This is a genomic window from Anaerolineales bacterium (assembly GCA_030583885.1).
Taxonomy (GTDB): Bacteria; Chloroflexota; Anaerolineae; order Anaerolineales; family Villigracilaceae; genus Villigracilis.
The window spans coordinates 3,168,559-3,186,016 of sequence record CP129480.1 but is presented as its reverse complement, the minus strand read 5'-3'; the positions used below and the strand labels follow the sequence as shown (position 1 = coordinate 3,186,016).

The 17,458-nt window shown below is 52.0% G+C and carries 22 protein-coding genes; 10 read left to right on the top strand and 12 right to left on the bottom strand.

What is annotated here, in order from left to right:
• Window positions 1–110: 110 nt before the first annotated feature.
• The 11 genes from QY332_15925 to QY332_15875 are packed head-to-tail and all read right to left on the bottom strand — an operon-like array spanning window position 111 to window position 8,442.
• Window positions 111–1,220: a hypothetical protein gene (locus QY332_15925; protein WKZ35103.1), complete on the bottom strand. Its 1,110-nt coding sequence runs from the start codon at window positions 1,218–1,220 to the stop codon at window positions 111–113.
• A 3-nt stretch (window positions 1,221–1,223) separates the two neighbouring features.
• Window positions 1,224–1,925, bottom strand: coding sequence for a M23 family metallopeptidase (locus QY332_15920; protein ID WKZ35102.1), 702 nt, complete (start codon window positions 1,923–1,925; stop codon window positions 1,224–1,226).
• Entirely contained in the window at window positions 1,925–2,857 is a 933-nt protein-coding gene (locus QY332_15915; protein WKZ35101.1) for a hypothetical protein, read from the bottom strand. The genes QY332_15920 and QY332_15915 overlap by 1 nt, the downstream gene beginning before the upstream one ends.
• Before the next feature lies 1 nt (window position 2,858).
• Complete coding sequence (locus QY332_15910) at window positions 2,859–3,350, bottom strand: hypothetical protein (GenBank protein ID WKZ35100.1); 492 nt, start codon at window positions 3,348–3,350, stop codon at window positions 2,859–2,861.
• Between the two features lie 7 nt (window positions 3,351–3,357).
• Complete coding sequence (locus QY332_15905) at window positions 3,358–3,624, bottom strand: hypothetical protein (GenBank protein WKZ35099.1); 267 nt, start codon at window positions 3,622–3,624, stop codon at window positions 3,358–3,360.
• Between the two features lie 22 nt (window positions 3,625–3,646).
• Window positions 3,647–4,129 carry a hypothetical protein gene (locus QY332_15900; protein ID WKZ35098.1) on the bottom strand — a complete coding sequence of 161 codons (483 nt, stop codon included), beginning with the start codon at window positions 4,127–4,129 and terminating at the stop codon, window positions 3,647–3,649.
• Window positions 4,126–4,935, bottom strand: a complete 810-nt coding sequence (locus QY332_15895; GenBank protein WKZ35097.1) for a DnaB-like helicase C-terminal domain-containing protein — start codon at window positions 4,933–4,935, stop codon at window positions 4,126–4,128. Before QY332_15895 ends, QY332_15900 begins: the two co-directional genes overlap by 4 nt.
• Window positions 4,936–4,981: 46 nt before the next feature.
• Window positions 4,982–5,452 (bottom strand): hypothetical protein, encoded by a 471-nt coding sequence (locus QY332_15890; protein WKZ35096.1) that lies wholly within the window; start codon window positions 5,450–5,452, stop codon window positions 4,982–4,984.
• Window positions 5,449–7,155, bottom strand: a complete 1,707-nt coding sequence (locus QY332_15885) for a hypothetical protein (protein ID WKZ35095.1) — start codon at window positions 7,153–7,155, stop codon at window positions 5,449–5,451. Before QY332_15885 ends, QY332_15890 begins: the two co-directional genes overlap by 4 nt.
• Window positions 7,152–8,057, bottom strand: a complete 906-nt coding sequence (locus QY332_15880; GenBank protein WKZ35094.1) for a hypothetical protein — start codon at window positions 8,055–8,057, stop codon at window positions 7,152–7,154. Before QY332_15880 ends, QY332_15885 begins: the two co-directional genes overlap by 4 nt.
• Window positions 8,047–8,442, bottom strand: coding sequence for an A24 family peptidase (locus QY332_15875; protein ID WKZ35093.1), 396 nt, complete (start codon window positions 8,440–8,442; stop codon window positions 8,047–8,049). The genes QY332_15880 and QY332_15875 overlap by 11 nt, the downstream gene beginning before the upstream one ends.
• Window positions 8,443–8,653: 211 nt before the next feature.
• Here QY332_15875 and QY332_15870 point away from each other — a divergent pair, with 211 nt between their 5' ends.
• The 10 genes from QY332_15870 (at window position 8,654) to chrA (ending at window position 16,260) form a co-directional block, all read left to right on the top strand.
• A complete protein-coding gene (locus tag QY332_15870) occupies window positions 8,654–9,073 on the top strand; it encodes a LuxR C-terminal-related transcriptional regulator (protein WKZ35092.1) in 420 nt (139 codons plus the stop codon).
• A gap of 106 nt (window positions 9,074–9,179) precedes the next feature.
• On the top strand, window positions 9,180–9,710 hold the full coding sequence (locus QY332_15865; GenBank protein ID WKZ35091.1) for a hypothetical protein: 531 nt from the start codon (window positions 9,180–9,182) through the stop codon (window positions 9,708–9,710).
• A gap of 24 nt (window positions 9,711–9,734) precedes the next feature.
• The gene (locus QY332_15860; protein ID WKZ35090.1) at window positions 9,735–9,986 is read left to right on the top strand and encodes a hypothetical protein; all 252 of its coding nucleotides are present in this window, start codon (window positions 9,735–9,737) and stop codon (window positions 9,984–9,986) included.
• Window positions 9,987–10,007: 21 nt separating this feature from the next.
• Window positions 10,008–12,158, top strand: coding sequence for a DNA polymerase domain-containing protein (locus QY332_15855; protein ID WKZ35089.1), 2,151 nt, complete (start codon window positions 10,008–10,010; stop codon window positions 12,156–12,158).
• A gap of 142 nt (window positions 12,159–12,300) precedes the next feature.
• Window positions 12,301–12,732, top strand: coding sequence for a hypothetical protein (locus tag QY332_15850; GenBank protein ID WKZ35088.1), 432 nt, complete (start codon window positions 12,301–12,303; stop codon window positions 12,730–12,732).
• The gene (locus QY332_15845) at window positions 12,729–13,148 is read left to right on the top strand and encodes a chromate resistance protein (protein ID WKZ35087.1); all 420 of its coding nucleotides are present in this window, start codon (window positions 12,729–12,731) and stop codon (window positions 13,146–13,148) included. Before QY332_15850 ends, QY332_15845 begins: the two co-directional genes overlap by 4 nt.
• Window positions 13,149–13,162: 14 nt before the next feature.
• On the top strand, window positions 13,163–13,558 hold the full coding sequence (locus QY332_15840; protein ID WKZ35086.1) for a hypothetical protein: 396 nt from the start codon (window positions 13,163–13,165) through the stop codon (window positions 13,556–13,558).
• 25 nt (window positions 13,559–13,583) lie between these two features.
• The gene (locus QY332_15835) at window positions 13,584–14,027 is read left to right on the top strand and encodes a chromate resistance protein (protein ID WKZ35085.1); all 444 of its coding nucleotides are present in this window, start codon (window positions 13,584–13,586) and stop codon (window positions 14,025–14,027) included.
• An 86-nt stretch (window positions 14,028–14,113) separates the two neighbouring features.
• Window positions 14,114–15,037, top strand: a complete 924-nt coding sequence (locus QY332_15830) for a YncE family protein (GenBank protein WKZ35084.1) — start codon at window positions 14,114–14,116, stop codon at window positions 15,035–15,037.
• Window positions 15,038–15,057: 20 nt separating this feature from the next.
• On the top strand, window positions 15,058–16,260 hold the full coding sequence (gene chrA, locus QY332_15825) for a chromate efflux transporter (GenBank protein ID WKZ35083.1): 1,203 nt from the start codon (window positions 15,058–15,060) through the stop codon (window positions 16,258–16,260).
• 62 nt (window positions 16,261–16,322) lie between these two features.
• Here chrA and QY332_15820 read toward each other — a convergent pair whose 3' ends face one another.
• Complete coding sequence (locus QY332_15820) at window positions 16,323–17,447, bottom strand: cation diffusion facilitator family transporter (protein WKZ35082.1); 1,125 nt, start codon at window positions 17,445–17,447, stop codon at window positions 16,323–16,325.
• Between the last annotated feature and the right edge of the window lie 11 nt (window positions 17,448–17,458).

Sequence of the window (17,458 nt, the reverse complement as noted above, 5' to 3'; positions counted from 1 at the left end):
CGAGATCGTAAAGTATAGCAGATGAAATTCTGTTTATGGTTTTAAATTTGTTTGCAATCAAAACAACATCTCTACCACTTGATAATCTGCTATATGGTCAATACTATATTTTAGATAATCGTCACTTTTCCCCACTCAACATTTGGAAGTTTTCCATACTTTCGCCTATTCCCCATCAACACTGCGATGTCTTCAGGTAAATTTTTAAATGCCCAGAGAGCAGCCTTCTTGACCCAATCCGGGCTTACCTGTGCATAAACAAGCCGGACACCAGTTTCCCGACAGAATGCCAAGGCTTCTGTCCATCTCTTTCGTGTAATATCTTCTATTTCTTCCTTCTTTTTGTGCTCATCCCCAATTTCCAACCAGAACAAGGTCTCGAAACCCTGAATCCGACCCCAGGCAAGCCCGTCAGGGCGCACTGCCGTTTCAGGAAGTTGCACTTCGGTCCATCCCGTCCATATTTCAACTTGTGGGTAGGCGGATCGTAACCATGCCGGCCACCTGCGGGAATTCGTCCTATGTGATGTCCCAATTAAGTGCGGGTTCAATTCCTTCACGCCGCTAAAATCCACTCCATTTGATGCCCCCCAACTGCGTAAAGAAACGGATACTCCTTTGCGGGTTGGATGCCACATCCAGTACGGATCCATTTTCTTTGGCTTTGACTTGTCTTTTTGGAACTGCTCGCCAAGTTTGAATACCACCATTTTTCTTTTTTGAAGCCTCTGCAAAACATCATAAGTTATTGTTTCAGGAAGACCTGTCAAAGAAGCGATCTCCTCCTCAATCCCTTTCCGGTTTCTGGTCAAAACCTGGAGACTTTTCAACTCTTCACGAGAGAAACGGGAGATCTCATCGTCCACCTTGGGAGGATGATGGAGTGAAGAAGAAAATAATCTTGGACCAAAAGAGAAACTGCGATAATCCGGTGTCTTGTCTTTTGAAGTGACAACATATGGAATGGAAAACCCGGATGTCATGGATCGTTTGACCTCCATCAGGTACCATTCCCCGGGAGATGTCACGCGGATCCAAAGAGATGCGCCGGGTCTTTTTTTATCCAACTCGGCAACCAGGCGCTGCAAGAGGGGATGAAAGTCAAATGGTGGCAATCCATTCAAGGCGTCAATATCGAATATGAAGGTGTCGGTATAACCGCCTTCAAATTTTAGGCTGATCCAATCAGAGAAGGTAACATCACCCAATCGAACTGTCATGGGTTAATCCGAACATCCAATGTTGATGTACTCATCGACCGTAAAATAGTTTTGAGGGTTCAGCCAGACAGCGCTTTGTTCCCCTGTCTGCTGGCGAATGCCGTAATGTAAATGCGCACCGGTGCTATTGCCGGTGTTGCCGCTCAATCCCACCACATCGTCGTAGTTTACGATTTGCCCCTCCACTACCTGGATGCTGCTCAAATGAGCCAACCAGACCTGATAACCATTATTCTCAACCACTACCAGATTACCCCACGGACCGTTCGAGCCAGCCCACACGACCTTGCCTGCGATGGTTGTATGAATCGGTGTGCCTTCATTCACGGGAAAGTCACTACCAGTATGCGTCTGGTAATGTGGGTCTTGGAACTTACATCCTAATAATGGCTTGTCATAGATATCACCCCAATGTGGAATGGGGCCGATCAAGGGCAAACCATAGATATCAGAACCGGGTCCAACATAGCCATCGAAGGGAACAGCGCTCATTCCGGATGGAAGTGAATTGCCATACGAACCGTTGTCGCTGGTCTCTGCATATTGGGGGATATCGAACAACCATTGCTCCACACCGGGCTGCGCCCATGCCGGGAGTTGCGGAATGGTCAGAACCACCAGCATGACATAACCCACCACCAAAGCCGCCCCGCATAACAACGGGGCGGTCATCAAGGCAATGGAAAATCGGAAGAAACCTTTCATTACAGGACTCGTCCCAGCCGATCCAGGCGAATTTCGCCCTGCTGTCCGGCTTGCAAGCCCATCGAGGCTTCAATGGACAAACCGTTGCGGATCATGCGCATCGAGAGCCAGTAGGAAACACCTGAGCCGAGGATTACAGGAGATAGAAAAAGCGGATTACCAGAATACAACTTCCCAACCTCGGGAGTGGTGACGGCAATCAATACCAAAACAGCAGGAGGGAAAAGAGCAAGAAAACGCGCCTGCCATTCGACACCTTTGGCGGCGGCACGCGCACGGGACAGCACTTCCACAACCGTCCCAAGAGTCTTTCGCAAGGAAGCCACCAGCGGACCGATCTCGATACGCCCTTCGATGGAAGCTAATAATGAAGTAGCGACAATGTCCACGGCGGGATTGTCCCAGGCGGTTGTCCATTCGCGGACAGCTAATGCCGCTTCATCGGCGGGTGCAGTCCGTAAGCGCACAACTAAATCACCCAGCACCATCCTGCCATCCGGTCCCACTGCTTGCGCCGCATCATCGAGGGCATCTCCCAATGGCTTGCCTTGTGATAACAATGTCTCCACTACACCCAAGCCACGTAAAATATCCTTGGCCTGCTTCAAGCGAAATTCCTGGCGTTTGTCGGAAAGTGTTCCTGCGTACAGCAAGCCACCTGCAATCGCAAACAGTATGGCGGGAAAGAATCCCAGGAACATGCCGCCTGCCAAGCCACCGCCAACCCAAGCCAGAAAGCCATAGGCGATCTGGTTGAACGCCAGTCCTGTTCCAGTCTGACGCGCAAACTTTTCGGGATCGAATTTTTTCTTCGGTTGCGCAATGCCCATCGCACGCGCCATGCCCGCTTCGTCCACGGTACGACGCCAGCCAAAGGCGATGGGGATGGTTGCCAGCGCCAGGGCGCCAAGTATTGAAATCAACGTAATCATCTTATCTCCACGTAAACCAGAATGCGAGTTCCTGCGCTCCACCATTTGCCAGCCAGACGGCAAAGTAAATTCCCACGACTCCCAGCAGGACAGTCAACAGCGGATAGACTCCGACTTCGTTCCATGCGAGGTCAATGGGGCGCATGTTTGCTTGCGGCATCTGTGGTTGGTATGAAGGAGCAGGACGTTCACGCTCCACTGTCGGACGCTGTGCCTTTTGTTTGGATGGAGGTGGATCGCCTTCGGTTCTGCGGGTGGCTGCTTGTTGGTTGACATACTGCCGGGTCTGCATCGAATAGCGAAAACGACGCATCAACCAGACTTCGGGTGGGACGCGGTCGGGTCCAAGTCGCAGGAGAGCCAGCGCCATGAACCCGACCAATACCAGAAAACCGATCACCACCTTTCCGGTGAAGGATAGCGGAAGGAATAAACATAAGACAGCCAGCAATGCGCCAGCGCCAAGGATGCCAAGATCACGGTCGTTGAACATGACACTCCTAAAACGGTGGTTTGGGTTGGAAGTTCTTCAACATCTCACCCAACTGCGGCAGAAAGAGGAAGGCAAACAACACAATGATGACCAGACCGACCACACCTATGATCGCCATTGATGTCATGCGGCTTCCGCCGAAGGCCATACCCGCCGTGCCCTGCAGAATGAAATACAGGCCACCCAGCAATGCCACAACGATCAAGAGTCCTGCCATGAATGCCCAGGCATCGCGGGCAATCGCCAGAATTTGTTCCATGATGGGATCGAACATAAATATCTTCTCCTTTGAAATTTCAACAAGTACCGAGGAACCAGGCAGCCAGGGGAATGGCGGCGCTGGCGAGGATCATGCCAAAGAGCGCTTCACCAGATTCAATGAGTGCATTGGCAAATGAGGATGCGCCACCAATCGAAGCGGACAACATCGTCGTGAATGCCGCTTTCAACATACGCAAGGCTGCCAGTCCACCGATCAATCCAGAGGCAAGTGTGCCCAATTCACTGATTGGTCCGCACCCACCTACACCGGGTAATGTGGATTGCAAGGCGCTCACGATCTGCGGAATTCCAAGGAAGGCAAACAAGCCCAACACCAGAATGGAAATCAGCGCAGATATGGATTCCCACACCCAAAGATTCGCGCCTAATACAGAAGCGGAACTCACGCGCAACATCTGGGCAATACCCGCCAGCAGCGCGAAGGCGACAAATGCGCCTGCCAGGGCAACCCAGGCTTCGCGCAGGAAGGTCAATAAAAGGGATGTGACTTCACTCATGACAATGCCATCGGATTATGTTTATGGAATTCCGCTTCGAGCGCGGGATAGAAACGTTCACCCCAGAACTGCATGGGCCAGCGTCGTGCCGGTCCGGTGCGATCTTTGAGGGTCAGGACTTCCAGCGGAGCGCAACCGCAATCGCGGACATCGCCGGTGCGGTTGACCACCAACACACGGTCCGCTTCATACGGGACACGCTCATCGCCTAATAATGCGGATAGATCATCGCCATCATTGAAGCGTTCGGATTTCAAGGCGGCTGCCGCGATGATCGCCCAACCATGATGCCGCGCCATCTCACGCAACGCGGCGGCGGCTTCGCCACTGCGACCTTCTTCGTTCATCATGCCGGTCAAGCCAACGACAGGCACGCGGTTGAGATAATCTACGGCGATCAGTGCCGGCCCTTTGACAGGGAAGGCGTAATCATGGATCAACATGTCTTCCAACGCGCGCACTGTATCCTCACCTGAGTTGAGCGATAGCAATACCGCTTCACTGGCGCGTGCCAGGGCTGCCTCCACAACGGGTTGCGAGGGTTGCGTATGAGGTCCACCGGTCATTGCCTCTGTTTGCAGAAACAGGCGAAAACGCAATTCCTCGGGGGTGTGTTCATAACAGCCAATGGCAGATGGAATATGCAGGCAGGCAGACTCGAAGATCATCCGCAGCAGCCAGGAAGTCTTTCCGATTCCTGGCGCTGCGGCGAGTAATGTCAAGCCGCCGCCCCAGAAAGGCAGGCCAGCGAAAACACCAAAAGGAGTGTAGGGCTGTGGGTTGCCCAAAGTTCCAGAGCGTGGCATGGGGTCATCTTATTCAATTGTGGAAGGGGGATGTGTGCTCGTGTCGCTAGAGAGTCGGCAGGAATAAACGCAAAAAGAGATAGACGATCAATCCAAGCAACAGACCTGGCAGGGCAGGGATGTTCCCTTGTTGTCTGCGTATCCAAAGCCTGCGCCAGAGTTCCAATCCCAGAAGAGACAGCAATACGGCAGGGAAAGGAAAAAGACAGGCAAGCCCGCTAATCGCAAGCAAATCTGCCCTGCCAATGATGCCCTTGCGATACCCATATCCGGTGAACAACACTGGCCAGACAGGTGGGTAAAACAACAGGGGTATGGCAAACCAACCGGATAGATTACGGAAGATGCTCCACAAACATGCCAACAGTACGATCCCGGTCTGAATGGGTGTGGCGGGAAATGTCAAAAGGATCGTTCCAAACAGAAAGACTTCGATTCCTGGCACCAGGCGATAGCGCAGGTCGGCATAGCTGAATATGGAAAAGGAGACCAGCGCAAAGGTCTCTGCGAGGGTCATGAGCGCTCCTCTTCATCCCTGGAGTTTGGCATGAATGTGAGTATCTCCTTCACCCGTGTTGCGTTTCCGATTTCAGAAGCGCGCATCAATGGATCGCGCGCTGTCATGATCTCTTCAGAATGATCCAGATAAGCTCGTGTCATCTGTGCCGTTTCCTGCGGGTATTGAGCGGCGAAAACATTTGGGTCCATCCCATGTTGAGAGATGTCCGCGGACATGGCTTGAAAGCCCTGCTGGAATTCCTGGGGGGAGCCGTTGAAGTTGGATTGAATGGAGGCATTCACCGATGGCGAGAAACCAAAGTCATCTGAAGGTGATGAGGGTGGAGCGCCATTGAAGCGCTGCATTCGTTGCCCCAACTCCGCCTGTCGCGCCGCCAATTCATGTCCATGTGCCAGGGAACGATTGTAGGCAGCCGGAGCACGCAATCCCATTGCTTCCAAATTTCCGGCTTGTTGTGTCAATTGCTGAGCCGCATTCAAATGCCCCATTGCGGCTTCCGCGCCGGTCAGTCCACTCGTGGCAGTAGATGTTGCAGATGCGCCTGCACCTGTCGTGGCTCCTGCCGCTCCAACCGCACCAGCTCCCGCCGCTCCCACGCCGCTGGCAGCCAATATCCCGATGGAAACGATTTGTTGCGCTGCCTTGATCATCCCGCCAAAGGCATCAGCCGTGGTGGAGATGGTCATCTTGCCCAGGATGCCTGCCAGTGACAGCAACAATCCGGTCGCGCCCCACAGCCAGACGACACGCAGAATGGCGGACAACAACCCCTGCTGACCCATCCAAGTACTGGCTGCCATGCCTGCCTTGAAGACTCCACCTGCCACAATAGGCAGAAGAGCAATCAAGATCACTGCCTTCATCCATAGGGAACGCAGCCAGGTTGCCTGAGGCAACACGCTCGCAATAGCAAGAGGTGGAGCGAGTACAGCAAGAATAAATAGAACGGCATTGGCGGACGCAAACGCAAACAACATTCCGCCGATGGCGAGTAATGAACCAATCGATAGACCGATGTTGAGTAAACTGCCAAGGAAGGTCTGGTTGGCAAGACCCAATAAAATGGAAGTTGCTGTAGTGTTCTCGACGAAGCTGATCGCCAGTCCTCCCGTTTCACCAATTACTTTCCCAACCATCCACCATCCAAGACGAACGATCAGATCCAAAAATGGACCGGATGCAATCGCCAATACACCAGCAGTCACCCAATCCCCAACCACACGCAAGCCACTGTCATCATCACCGAGTAGCCTTCCCCAGTGATACAACGCCAGTCGTAATAGAAACAAGGCAGGTGCCAATGCCGCCGCGACCGGCAAACTGGATTGTGCCACCGTGCTGTAATCGCCCTGACTGGGAGCCTGTACGATCTCGCCGATCACGCTTGTCCAGCGTGCCACTTCCTCACTCATGGCGCGAACTTCTTTATCGGCAGCTTTATCGAAGATGCCCGCCAGGGCTTCGGAGATGGTTTCGGCGGGGAAGATCAGGTGATTGAAGATCTGCGAGATGGTGGTTGTAGTGCTTCCTCCACCTCCCGTGGGTGGAGTCGGCGTGACTGTGACCGTCACAGTGGGTGTGGGAGTCAGGAGCAGGTTTGCGTTGGAGGCATACACTGGCGTGGCAGACATTGTCAATCCACTCAGGAGCAGGACGGCAAGGAAGATCGTCAGGATGATAAGGATGCGAAGTTTTTTCATAAGTCCTTCAAGGCGTGTTGGGAGATATAGTTCCTTGTAAAACACAATTGCTGGTATCCGCATTGTTTGCAGATCGATGGCTGCCGCAGGGCATTAATGGGTGGGTGCGGACCCTTCTTCGCAAGGTTGGACAGGGACTCCACCGTTTTTTCCAGATCCCTGTTGGCAAGGAGTTGATCGAAATGCTTCGCTTCGCCGGTCTCCCGATCCAGAGCAACGATGGCAGGCGTGTTGGACCAGGGCTGTTTTCCCAGGGTGGTGCAGCGGCTTAGCAGGGAAAAGCGCAGTTGATCCTGTTCGCCTTTGGAGATGAGTGAACCAATCTTGGTTTCCGTGACATGTCCCACAGGGATCTGCCAGACCCAGGTATCGAATTGGACAGGCAGGCGTACTCCAGGCAGGGTCAGGCAGACTTTCTCCGCATTCAGGCTGTAGCCAGCGTCACGTCCGATCAACATCGCGGCGCGCCAATCCTGGGAGAGGAATGCCCAGGTGCGAACGTAAATAAACAGGTTGCGCCAATCCCCGCCGAGATTATTGATCGCATTCTGGGAACCATACCGGCGACTCATGGAGATATTCCCGCCGCGAAAGAGGGTCATAAGTTCCGGGGCGCGAAGATTATTATGTTGCCTTCTATATTCCTCCACTTCGCGGATGTAGGTTCGAATTTCCTCGATCAAAGAGTCAAAGTCATACTTGATCAAGAATTCGAGCAGAGTCCCACCGGATGATAGATCTTCGAGGGATTTCCAGACGGGATCGAAGGGCGGGGTAGGGTCGGCGCCCACCAGCCACCAACGTGCGGCAGCGGGGCAGAAGGTATAAACCAGCGCGGAGAGAATGGGATTCCCGCGCGCGTTTTTGGGGTTGAGCATCGCAAGGAAGAGATCAGTGTACATGCCAGACCATCAGAAGAAATGGAATCGTTCGCCAGGCGGCGGGGGATTTCATGCCGGTGAGAGATTGCTTCTGAATAATTCTCCAGAAGAACTGAATGATGCTGGTGATCAGGAAGGAAAGGAATACAAGCAGGATCAGGGATGGGATATTGGAATCGGGTAAAGCCCAAAGAACTGCCATCCAGAGTTTGACATCCCCGGCACCCATCCAACCGCTTGCCCAGGCGGAAAGCAGCAGGAAACATGCCAGCCACAAATCAATATGTCCGGGGAAATGCGCGATCATGCCCGCAAGAATCAATGGATAGGTACACCAGTTCGGGATGCGATGAGCACGCAGGTCATACAGGCTTACAGCCAGAAGATAAAAAAGCAACCAGGTCATTGGTTGCTCATGATATAGAGATGGATGGGTGGGTATGGGGCAAGTGTCGCTTTCGCCCATAATCGGAATTGGCGACAGAAGTTTTATGCTTGATGAAATATTTGGTAAAATATCTTTGCAACGTTTAGGGTGCCCCCCTCACCCTGGGCGTTGCATTTTTAATGCGTGATGCTTGACATAAGAACATTTGTTCTGTTATTATCCCAGCAGTATGTCTATCTGGGATCGTCTTCTGTACCTGATAGGCTTGCGTCCAACGCCCGGTCCTCGAACCTATCATTTTGATGCGAGTGAAAGCCTGCAAGTCACGCTTTCCACCCTATCCTCTGACGAAGGCCGTCCTGAACACGATTTGATCCCCGATATCCTGGCCGCAGGTCTGACACAATACACAGCCAATGAAAGACTCTGGAATACCTGGGAGTCTCTCTCTCAACGCGAAAAGGATGTCACTGCGCTGGTGTGTCTGGGCTATACCAACCGCGAGATCGGGGCAAGATTGCATATCTCGAGCGAAACGGTCAAGGATCGTCTGGAAACAGCATTTCGAAAATTTAAAGTACACAAGCGCAATGATCTGCGCGTTCTTATGTCTTACTGGGATTTTAGCGAGTGGGAACGCCAGCACTAGGGGCTCACCCCAGTCTTCACCACTACATACAGTACCCCCAAAACACCCCCATCTGACACCCAGGTGGGGGCTGTTATATATGAAGGGGAGGTTGTATTCTGTCGGCATGGACATCCTTCCCGTTCTCAAAACCGGCAAACTAATTGTGATCTACACATCGGATGCTGCACGCACCGAAAGCATGGTCTTGATCGCTGAACTTGGCTTGCGCGGCGAAGTCACCATCATGGATGGCGGTAACCGGTATCGTCCGTATCAGGTTGCCACATTATTGCGCAGGAAAACGGTGGATATTTCAACGGCAGCAAACCGCTTGTTCAGCCGACGCGCCTTCACCTGCTATGAGATGAATACCTTGTTGAGTTCCACTCCATCCCTGAACCAGCCCTATTTGATCCTGGACTTGTTGAACACATTCTATGACGATCATGTACCAGCCTATGAAGCGGATCGACTGTTGAAATCCTGCCTGTCTCAGATTCAACGCCTCGGGCTATCCGGACCAGTCGTTGTGACTCTTGCTCCACCTCTGGCAGAGGAACGCGGTTTTCTGCTTGAGCAGGTCTGCCGACAAGCAGATGAGGTCATCATCAAAGAAGTGCCTATTTGCCAACCCACCCAACCAGCGCTTTTCTGATCGAACCATATGGGTCGCACTCTCGTGACCATCACCCAATTTTTGACAGAAACCGAAGCCAATCTTTCGGCATTTCGGCGTACCTTGCGTCGCAGTGATCAGTATATATTCGATGGTCTCTTTGCCGCTGCGCGTCGGCACATTGCTGCCATCGGGCAGGCGGAGTCTCTATTGCCTTTTGAAGCTGCCTTGCTTGCCATGTTGTTGGAGCAATCCAAGGAAATCGCGGTACTTCAGCAGGAACTTGATGAACTGAAAAAGAAAAACCTGGGTTGAATGGCGAAGCCGTGTCGGAATATGGCTGAGGCAATTGGCTGGCTCCTGGATGTATATGCGGAGGAGGATGGAATCACTCTATGGCTGCTGACGGATGATGACAAGCGCCTGCACCTGCGTATGGAATTTGACATCACGTTCTATGCGGCAGGGGACTTCAATTCATTACGACAGGCATGGATTTACCTGAAAGAAAAAGATGTCAGACTGGCACGTACCATCCGCCGCGATCTCTTTCTTGGCGAACGGGATGTAATGGCTGTTACTACCTCCAATCCAGCCAGTCTTCAAAAAATGTTCGGGGAACTACAAAGGCAATTCCCTTCCATCGATTACTACGATGCGGATATTCCCGTCACCCTGCGTTTTATTACCCGGACAAACACCTATTTATTGGGGCGCTGCCATGTCAGGTTCGATGATGAATGGATTCAGTCCATTGAGCCTTTGTCCTCGCCTTGGGAGATCGACCCGGTGCCCATTCCCCTGCGCATTCTGACTCTTGCACCGGACTGTAATCCTGCGATCCGGAAACCCAAACAATTGCATGTGAAATACGGGCAGAGGGAATACAGTCTGTCCCTTGATTCACCCAGACCCTTCCTGATCGGCTTGAAAGCCGACCTGCAGCGCCTTGATCCCGACCTGATCCTGACCGATTACGGTGATACTTGGTTGTTCCCGCAACTTGGTGCGTGGTCTGAGGAAACCGGCATTGAGTTGAATCCGAATCGTGATGAGAACAGACAGGTCATGACGCGCAAGGCAGATAGTTATTTCGCCTATGGACAGGTGACGTATCGCGGTGCGCAGTCATATTTGTTTGGTCGCTGGCATATCGACCGCAGGAATGCAATGTCTTTCGGCGAATATGGTTTGGAAGGCGCAATGGAACAGGCGCGTGTTACGGGCATTGGTGTGCAGGAAATGGCGCGCAAGTCTCCCGGTGCAGGCATCACTGCCATGCAGATGTTGACCGCTTTGCGCAATGAGATCATGATCCCTCTCCAAAAGCAACAAGTTGAAGGGAGGAAGACTCTGTCCGAATTGATCCGCGCTGATCATGGCGGTTTGATCTACCAACCCTTGATCGGACTCCACGGTAATGTGGCACAGATCGATTTCTCTTCCATGTATCCTGCAATCATGGTGAAACACAATATCTCTCCGGAGACCGTTGGGCTGGAAAATGCGCCAGAGGGATTGATACCAAAAACCCTGCGACCTCTGTTGGAAAAACGCCTAATGCTAAAGAACATCCTCTCCGATCTCGACCCGCGCGATTGTAGAGTCGGAATCCTCAAGGCCCGTGCTGCGGCGCTCAAGTGGTTGTTGGTCGTGTGCTTTGGATACCTGGGATACAAGAATGCCCGTTTTGGGAAAATCGAATCCCATGAAGCCGTGACTGCCATGAGCCGCGAGTTGATGTTGCAAGCCAAGGAGGTGGCAGAGGATCTGGGATTCACGATTTTACATATGTATGTGGATTGTTTGTTCGTCCAGCAGGAGGGGTTTCACAAGCCATCAGAATTTATGTCACTTATGAATGCCATCGAAGAGAAGACAGGCATTCCCATTGCATTGGAAGGAGTTTTCAAGTGGGTGGCATTTTTGGCGTCAAAAAGAGACGCACGTGTGCCTGTACCCAATCAATACTTTGGCGCCTTCCAGGATGGTACGCTCAAATATCGTGGCATCGAGTTACGTAGAAGGGATACAACCCTGTGGGTGAGAAAGGTTCAATTTGCGGTGCTGGAAGTTCTGGCAGGTGCGAATACCCCGCATGAATTTGCAGACCGCGTTCCAGAGGTTATGAAGTTGGTGGAATGTGCAAAACGAGATCTCAGAGTCGGACGTGTTCCATTGGAAGAATTGGTCATCCGTCAAAGGTTAAGTCGGACAATTGAAGCCTACAAGACTCCATCACCAGCTGCACGAGCCGCCTTGCAACTGCAGACACATGGCAGGCTGTTTGCTCCCGGTCAATCGCTGGAATTCCTGTTTGCGCGCAATGCCTCCGGTGTCCATGCCTGGGAACTGGATGAGGCATTGGACTCCAAAAGATTGGATACAAAGCGCTATTGCAGGCTCCTGGATCGGGCAATTCAAACGGTGCTTGATCCAGGCAGGCGATTCCAGAAAGATTGGTTTAATGAAAGCAGTGCCTTGTAAGGAATATATTACGGTGATGAAGCAAGGGACGGATATTTTTAAGAAAAGAAATATCTTCCCAGAAATTTGAAAACCATCTTGTTCTTGAAAATTACCAACTCTTCTTGGAAAATATGAAGTAAAATGTAACCACTGTTACATTATGACCACCTGGCTGCTCTTCCACTACAAGCTCCCCTCCAAACCATCCGCCCTGCGCGTTTACGTCTGGCGCAAATTGAAGCGGCTTGGGGCGATCCTGCTAAATGAAGCCGTGTGGATTTTGCCGGATACACCCAAAACCGCCGAACAATTTCAATGGCTGGTGGCTGAGATACAGGAGATGAAGGGAGAGGTCGCCCTCTGGAGATCAAATCTAATTCTTGGGCAATCAGAGGATATGCTGGTGGAAAAGTTCAGGCAACAAGTCGATTCGGAGTACAAGATGCTGCTGAAACTATTGGATCGCAAACAACCTGACCTCTCCAAGGCTTCACAAGAGTACCAGCAGATCATGACTCGGGATTATTTTCGGTCAGAGATTGGCAGACAGGTCAAGAAAAGACTTTTAGTGTTGCGAGGAAAAATACAATGAAATGGGTTACCTGGGAACAGATCGGCGTGGACCGCATGGCGTGTATCTGGCTCATTCGCCGCTGGATCGATCCCAAAGCGGAGTTTCTTTTTATCCCGGCAGGCACAGAGTCGTTGCCTAAAGGCGCGGAACCGTTCGATATTCCCGGAGTGCGCTTTTCCCATTACCGGGGACATTGCACGTTCCACACCTTGTTAAAGGAACACGGATTGAAGGATCCCATACTGATACGCATTGCCAGCATCATCGATGAAGCGGATATCGTCCAGGAAGCCAACGTCGAACCCACCGCCTATGGCTTGGACCTGCTTTGCCGCGGTCTGCGGCGCATCAGCCGGGATGATCATGAAGCCTTGGAACGCGGTATGCTGATCTATGAAGCTCTGTACGCAGAGCTATCCACCGGTGAACATTAACCTCAAAGGAAAGCATGAAGCATTCAACTCCAACAATCATCTTTGTCTGCGAGCATGGTGCGGCAAAAAGCATCATCGCCGCTGCGTACTTCAACCAACTGGCTCAGGAGAGGGGCTTGGAATTTGTTGCGCTGGCGCGGGGCACGAACCCAGATCCTGAGCTATTGCCAAAAACAGTTCTTGGTCTTCAACAAGACAGGCTTGCCTCCACTGAAACGACGCCGCAAATGTTGTCCCTTCAAGAAGTCGTTTCGGCGCAAAGAGTAATTTCGTTTTGTGATTTGCCAGCCGAATATCAACAGAAGACCATTGTTGAGCGGTGGGAGGATGTCCCACCTGTCAGCGAGGATTACGAAAAGGCTCGCGATGCGATCATCGCTTATCTCAAAAGCCTTGTCAAAAGCCTTTGATCAAAATTCATAAAGGAGAATTATTATGAAATGGATCACCCGTTCGCATGTGCATGTTGACCGAGTCGCCTGCCCGTGGCTCATCACCCGCTTCATCGACAACGAAGCGGAGTTCTTGTTTGTACCAACCAATCAGATCGAAAAAGTTGCCAAAGAGGAAGATGCCATACCCTTCGACGCGCCCGGCGTGGAATTAGGTCATGGCGAAGATGGGCGCTGTTCGTTTGAGTCCATCATCCTCAAATACGGACTCAAGGAACCCGGTCTGTTGCGGCTCGCAAAGATCGTCCATGCCGCCGATGTTTCAGAAGATATTGACAAAGACCCGATCGCGCGCGGACTCGAAGCGATTGCCAGCGGGTACAGCCTGCGCTTCCCTGAGGACATGGAAAACCTTGAGCACCAGTTTGAGGTCTACGATGCCTTGTATGCCTGGTGTCGCCTGGAAGTTGCCAAAGGGAACAAGTGAACCAGACGATGATCGTCTCGAAGGATAAGGTATATCGTACCCGGAATTCGTAGAACCATCGGGACGATTTGAACAAAGGATTTAACATGAGCCTACAATTACAGGGATATATTGACATGCCTGAGCATCAACAGGATGGCGGCTTTGATCATGCCGCCGTACATCTTGCCAAACACTTGTTATATGTAGCCCATACATCCAATGATGCATTGGATGTGATTGATTGCGCATCCGACCGCTACCTGCGTTCCATTCCCAATCTGACTGGTGTTGCCGGAGCACTCGTTTCGGAGGAACGCAATCTCATCTTCACATCCAATCGCGGTGAGGACACCGTTTCGATCTTTTCTCCGGACGATGATGCTGGCGCAACAAAAATTAGCGTCGGCATCCGCCCAAACGGACTCTCCTTCGACCCCAAGCGCGGGCACCTTCTCGCCGCGAATGTCGGCAATCCTGAGATCCCTAACTCGTTCACCGTTTCGATTGTGGATGTGGAACGCCATGAGATGATTCACTCCATCCCGGTGCCGGGTCGCACATGCTGGACGATCTTCGATTCAAACTCGGATTGTTTCTACGTCAACATCGCCGACCCGTTTGAGATTGTGGTAATCGAATCCGCCAACCCGACACGTGTCGCTCGCTCGATGGCGATTCCAGCCAAAGGTCCGCATGGACTCGATCTCGATCCAGCCAGCAATCAACTCTTCTGCGCCTGTGATGCGGGCAGACTGTTTGCGTTGGATGCATCCACAGGCAAAATCCAACGTGAAGCCGAGTTGAGCGGTACGCCGGATGTCATCTTTTACAACGCTGCTTTACAGCATCTGTATGTCGCCATTGGCGACCCCGGTGTCATTGATGTTTTCGATACCACCAAACTGCGAAAACTGGAAACTGTAAAAACCGAACGGGGCGCTCACACCATCGCATTCGACGCAGAGCATAATAAAGTGTATGCATTTCTGCCCAAGACTCACCGTGCAATGACGCTTTTAGATGCATAAGCCGTTACTTTAGGAGTATCATGACCAACACCCCTCTCTCGAACATTCCGCACGAATCATATCCAAAATTATTCTGGCGCTTCCTGAAATTCGGTCTGTTGGCATGGGGCGGTCCCGTTGCGCAGATCGCCATGATCCGCCAGGAATTGGTGGACGATGAAAAATGGATCAGCAACGAACGCTTCAATCGCGTGCTGGCGGTCTATCAGGTTTTACCTGGTCCCGAAGCACATGAGTTGTGCGTTTATTTTGGAATGCTTTCACGCGGGCGCATGGGCGCGTTTCTGGCAGGGCTGGCATTCATGCTGCCCGGCTTTCTCTTGATGTTCGCGCTCTCGTGGTTCTATGTCGCCTATGGCATCACCTCTCCGTTATTTCAAGCCGCTTTTCTTGGCATGCAACCCGCCGTCGCCGCGCTGATTGTCCGCGCCGTGCATCGCATTGGCGGTCATGCACTTCATACCAACCGCTGGTTGTGGGGCATCGCGCTATTAGCAGGCATCGCCCAATTATTGGGAGTGAACTTCCTGATCATTCTTTTGGTTGCGGGAATCATGTATGCTCTTGCTCAACGCGAAAAACAAAAATGGGCGATGGGGATTGGAGTTGGATTCGCTGCATGGATATTTGCAACCGCGCTCGGATGGATTCCATTGTTGACATTACAACCCGCTTCTTCCCTGACTTCGGGTGGTTCACCCACCCCGGGCAGTTTGCTACTCTCTGGCTTAAGAGCAGGCTTGCTTACATTTGGTGGTGCATACACCGCCATCCCATTTTTACAGCATGATGCCGTTGAGATCGGCGGCTGGTTGACCAATGCGCAATTTCTGGATGGGTTAGCTCTGTCTGGTTTGCTGCCTGCACCATTGATTATTTTCTCGACCTTCATTGGCTATCTCGGCGGCGGAGCATTGGGAGCGATTGCCATCACATTTGGCGTATTCGCCCCCGCCTTTGCCTTCACGATGATCGGGCATGACTACGTGGAACGGTTGATCGAGAACACCGCAGTCCATGCCTTTCTCGATGGAGTGACTGCTGGGGTGGTCGGGTTGATCGCTGCCACCGCGCTTGGCATTTTGAGCGAAACACTGATTGGTATCCATGCCTGGGTGATCTTCGCTCTTGGATTGTTGGCGCTCTTTCAATCCAAACCCAAATGGACGATTGCTGTGGTAATTCTTAGCGCAGGAGTCTACGGTTTGATTTTTCTCAGATAAAAAGTTTAGAATCAAAAACGCAGACTCAACGAGTCTGCGTTTTTGATTCTAAAGATTCCTGTTTAGTCTGCTGCGGGCAGAAAGACATGATGTTTGGTCGGGTGATAATCCACCGTCTCATCGCACTCGCAAGGATCGACATGCACCACTACTTCCACCAGGGCGGGTAATTTATGGAAAAGACTGTGACGCACTTCCTCAGCGATGAAATGGCTTTGCAAGGTGGTCAACTGACAATTCACGGTGATGTGCATTTCGCCATATAGCCGATGCCCCAGCCAGCGAATGGCTGTGCTATGAACATCCAAGACGTCTTTTACATGGGAGGCAGTATGCTTGAATTCTTCGTAGATTTCAGGATCCACCGCATCCATCATGCGATGCCACATATCCACTGCGGTTTTCCAGACGATACCAAGGATGGCAATGCCGATTCCCAGACCAATGATCGGGTCAAAGAGCGGGAAACCCAGCCAGACACCAATCGCGCCAGCCAAGACTGCCAGTGAGGTAAGCCCATCGGTGCGGGCATGGTAGCCATCCGCGATCAACGCGGCGGAGCCGATCTCTTTGCCGACCCGAATTCGCAAGACCGCTACAAGTTCGTTTCCGAAGAAGCCGATAATGGCAGCGGCAGCCACCCACCCAAGGTTGCTAAGCGGCTGGGGATCGATAATTTTCAAAATGGATTGATAGATCGCCACCCCTGCGCTGAAAGCGATCATAACTACAATGATGACGCCTGCAATATCTTCTGCGCGTCCGTAGCCATAGGTATAGCGGCGGTTACGGGCGCGGCGCGAAAGCCAGAACGCCAGCCCAAGCGGAATCGCTGTCAATGCATCCGAAAAGTTATGGATGGTGTCGGCGAGAAGCGCCACACTGCCGCTGATCGCAACGATCACAACTTGAAAAGTGGCTGTAACAAGCAAACCAACCAGAGAAACCTTCAGCGCCCACATACCGCGATCTGTTGCCAGAGTGGGATCAAGCGCAGCTTGTTGATGTCCGTGACTGTGAGGCATAAATAAGTGTTGCAGCCAGGCGATCACAGGATTGCTGGAGTGGGAATGTCCATCCTCATGGTCGTGGTCATGGTCGTGTGAGTGATCATGATCTGCATGTTCATGAGGGTGAGGGTGGTCATGTTCGTGCTCATCATGTTTGTGCTCTTCAGAATGTTTCATTTGCCTCTCCG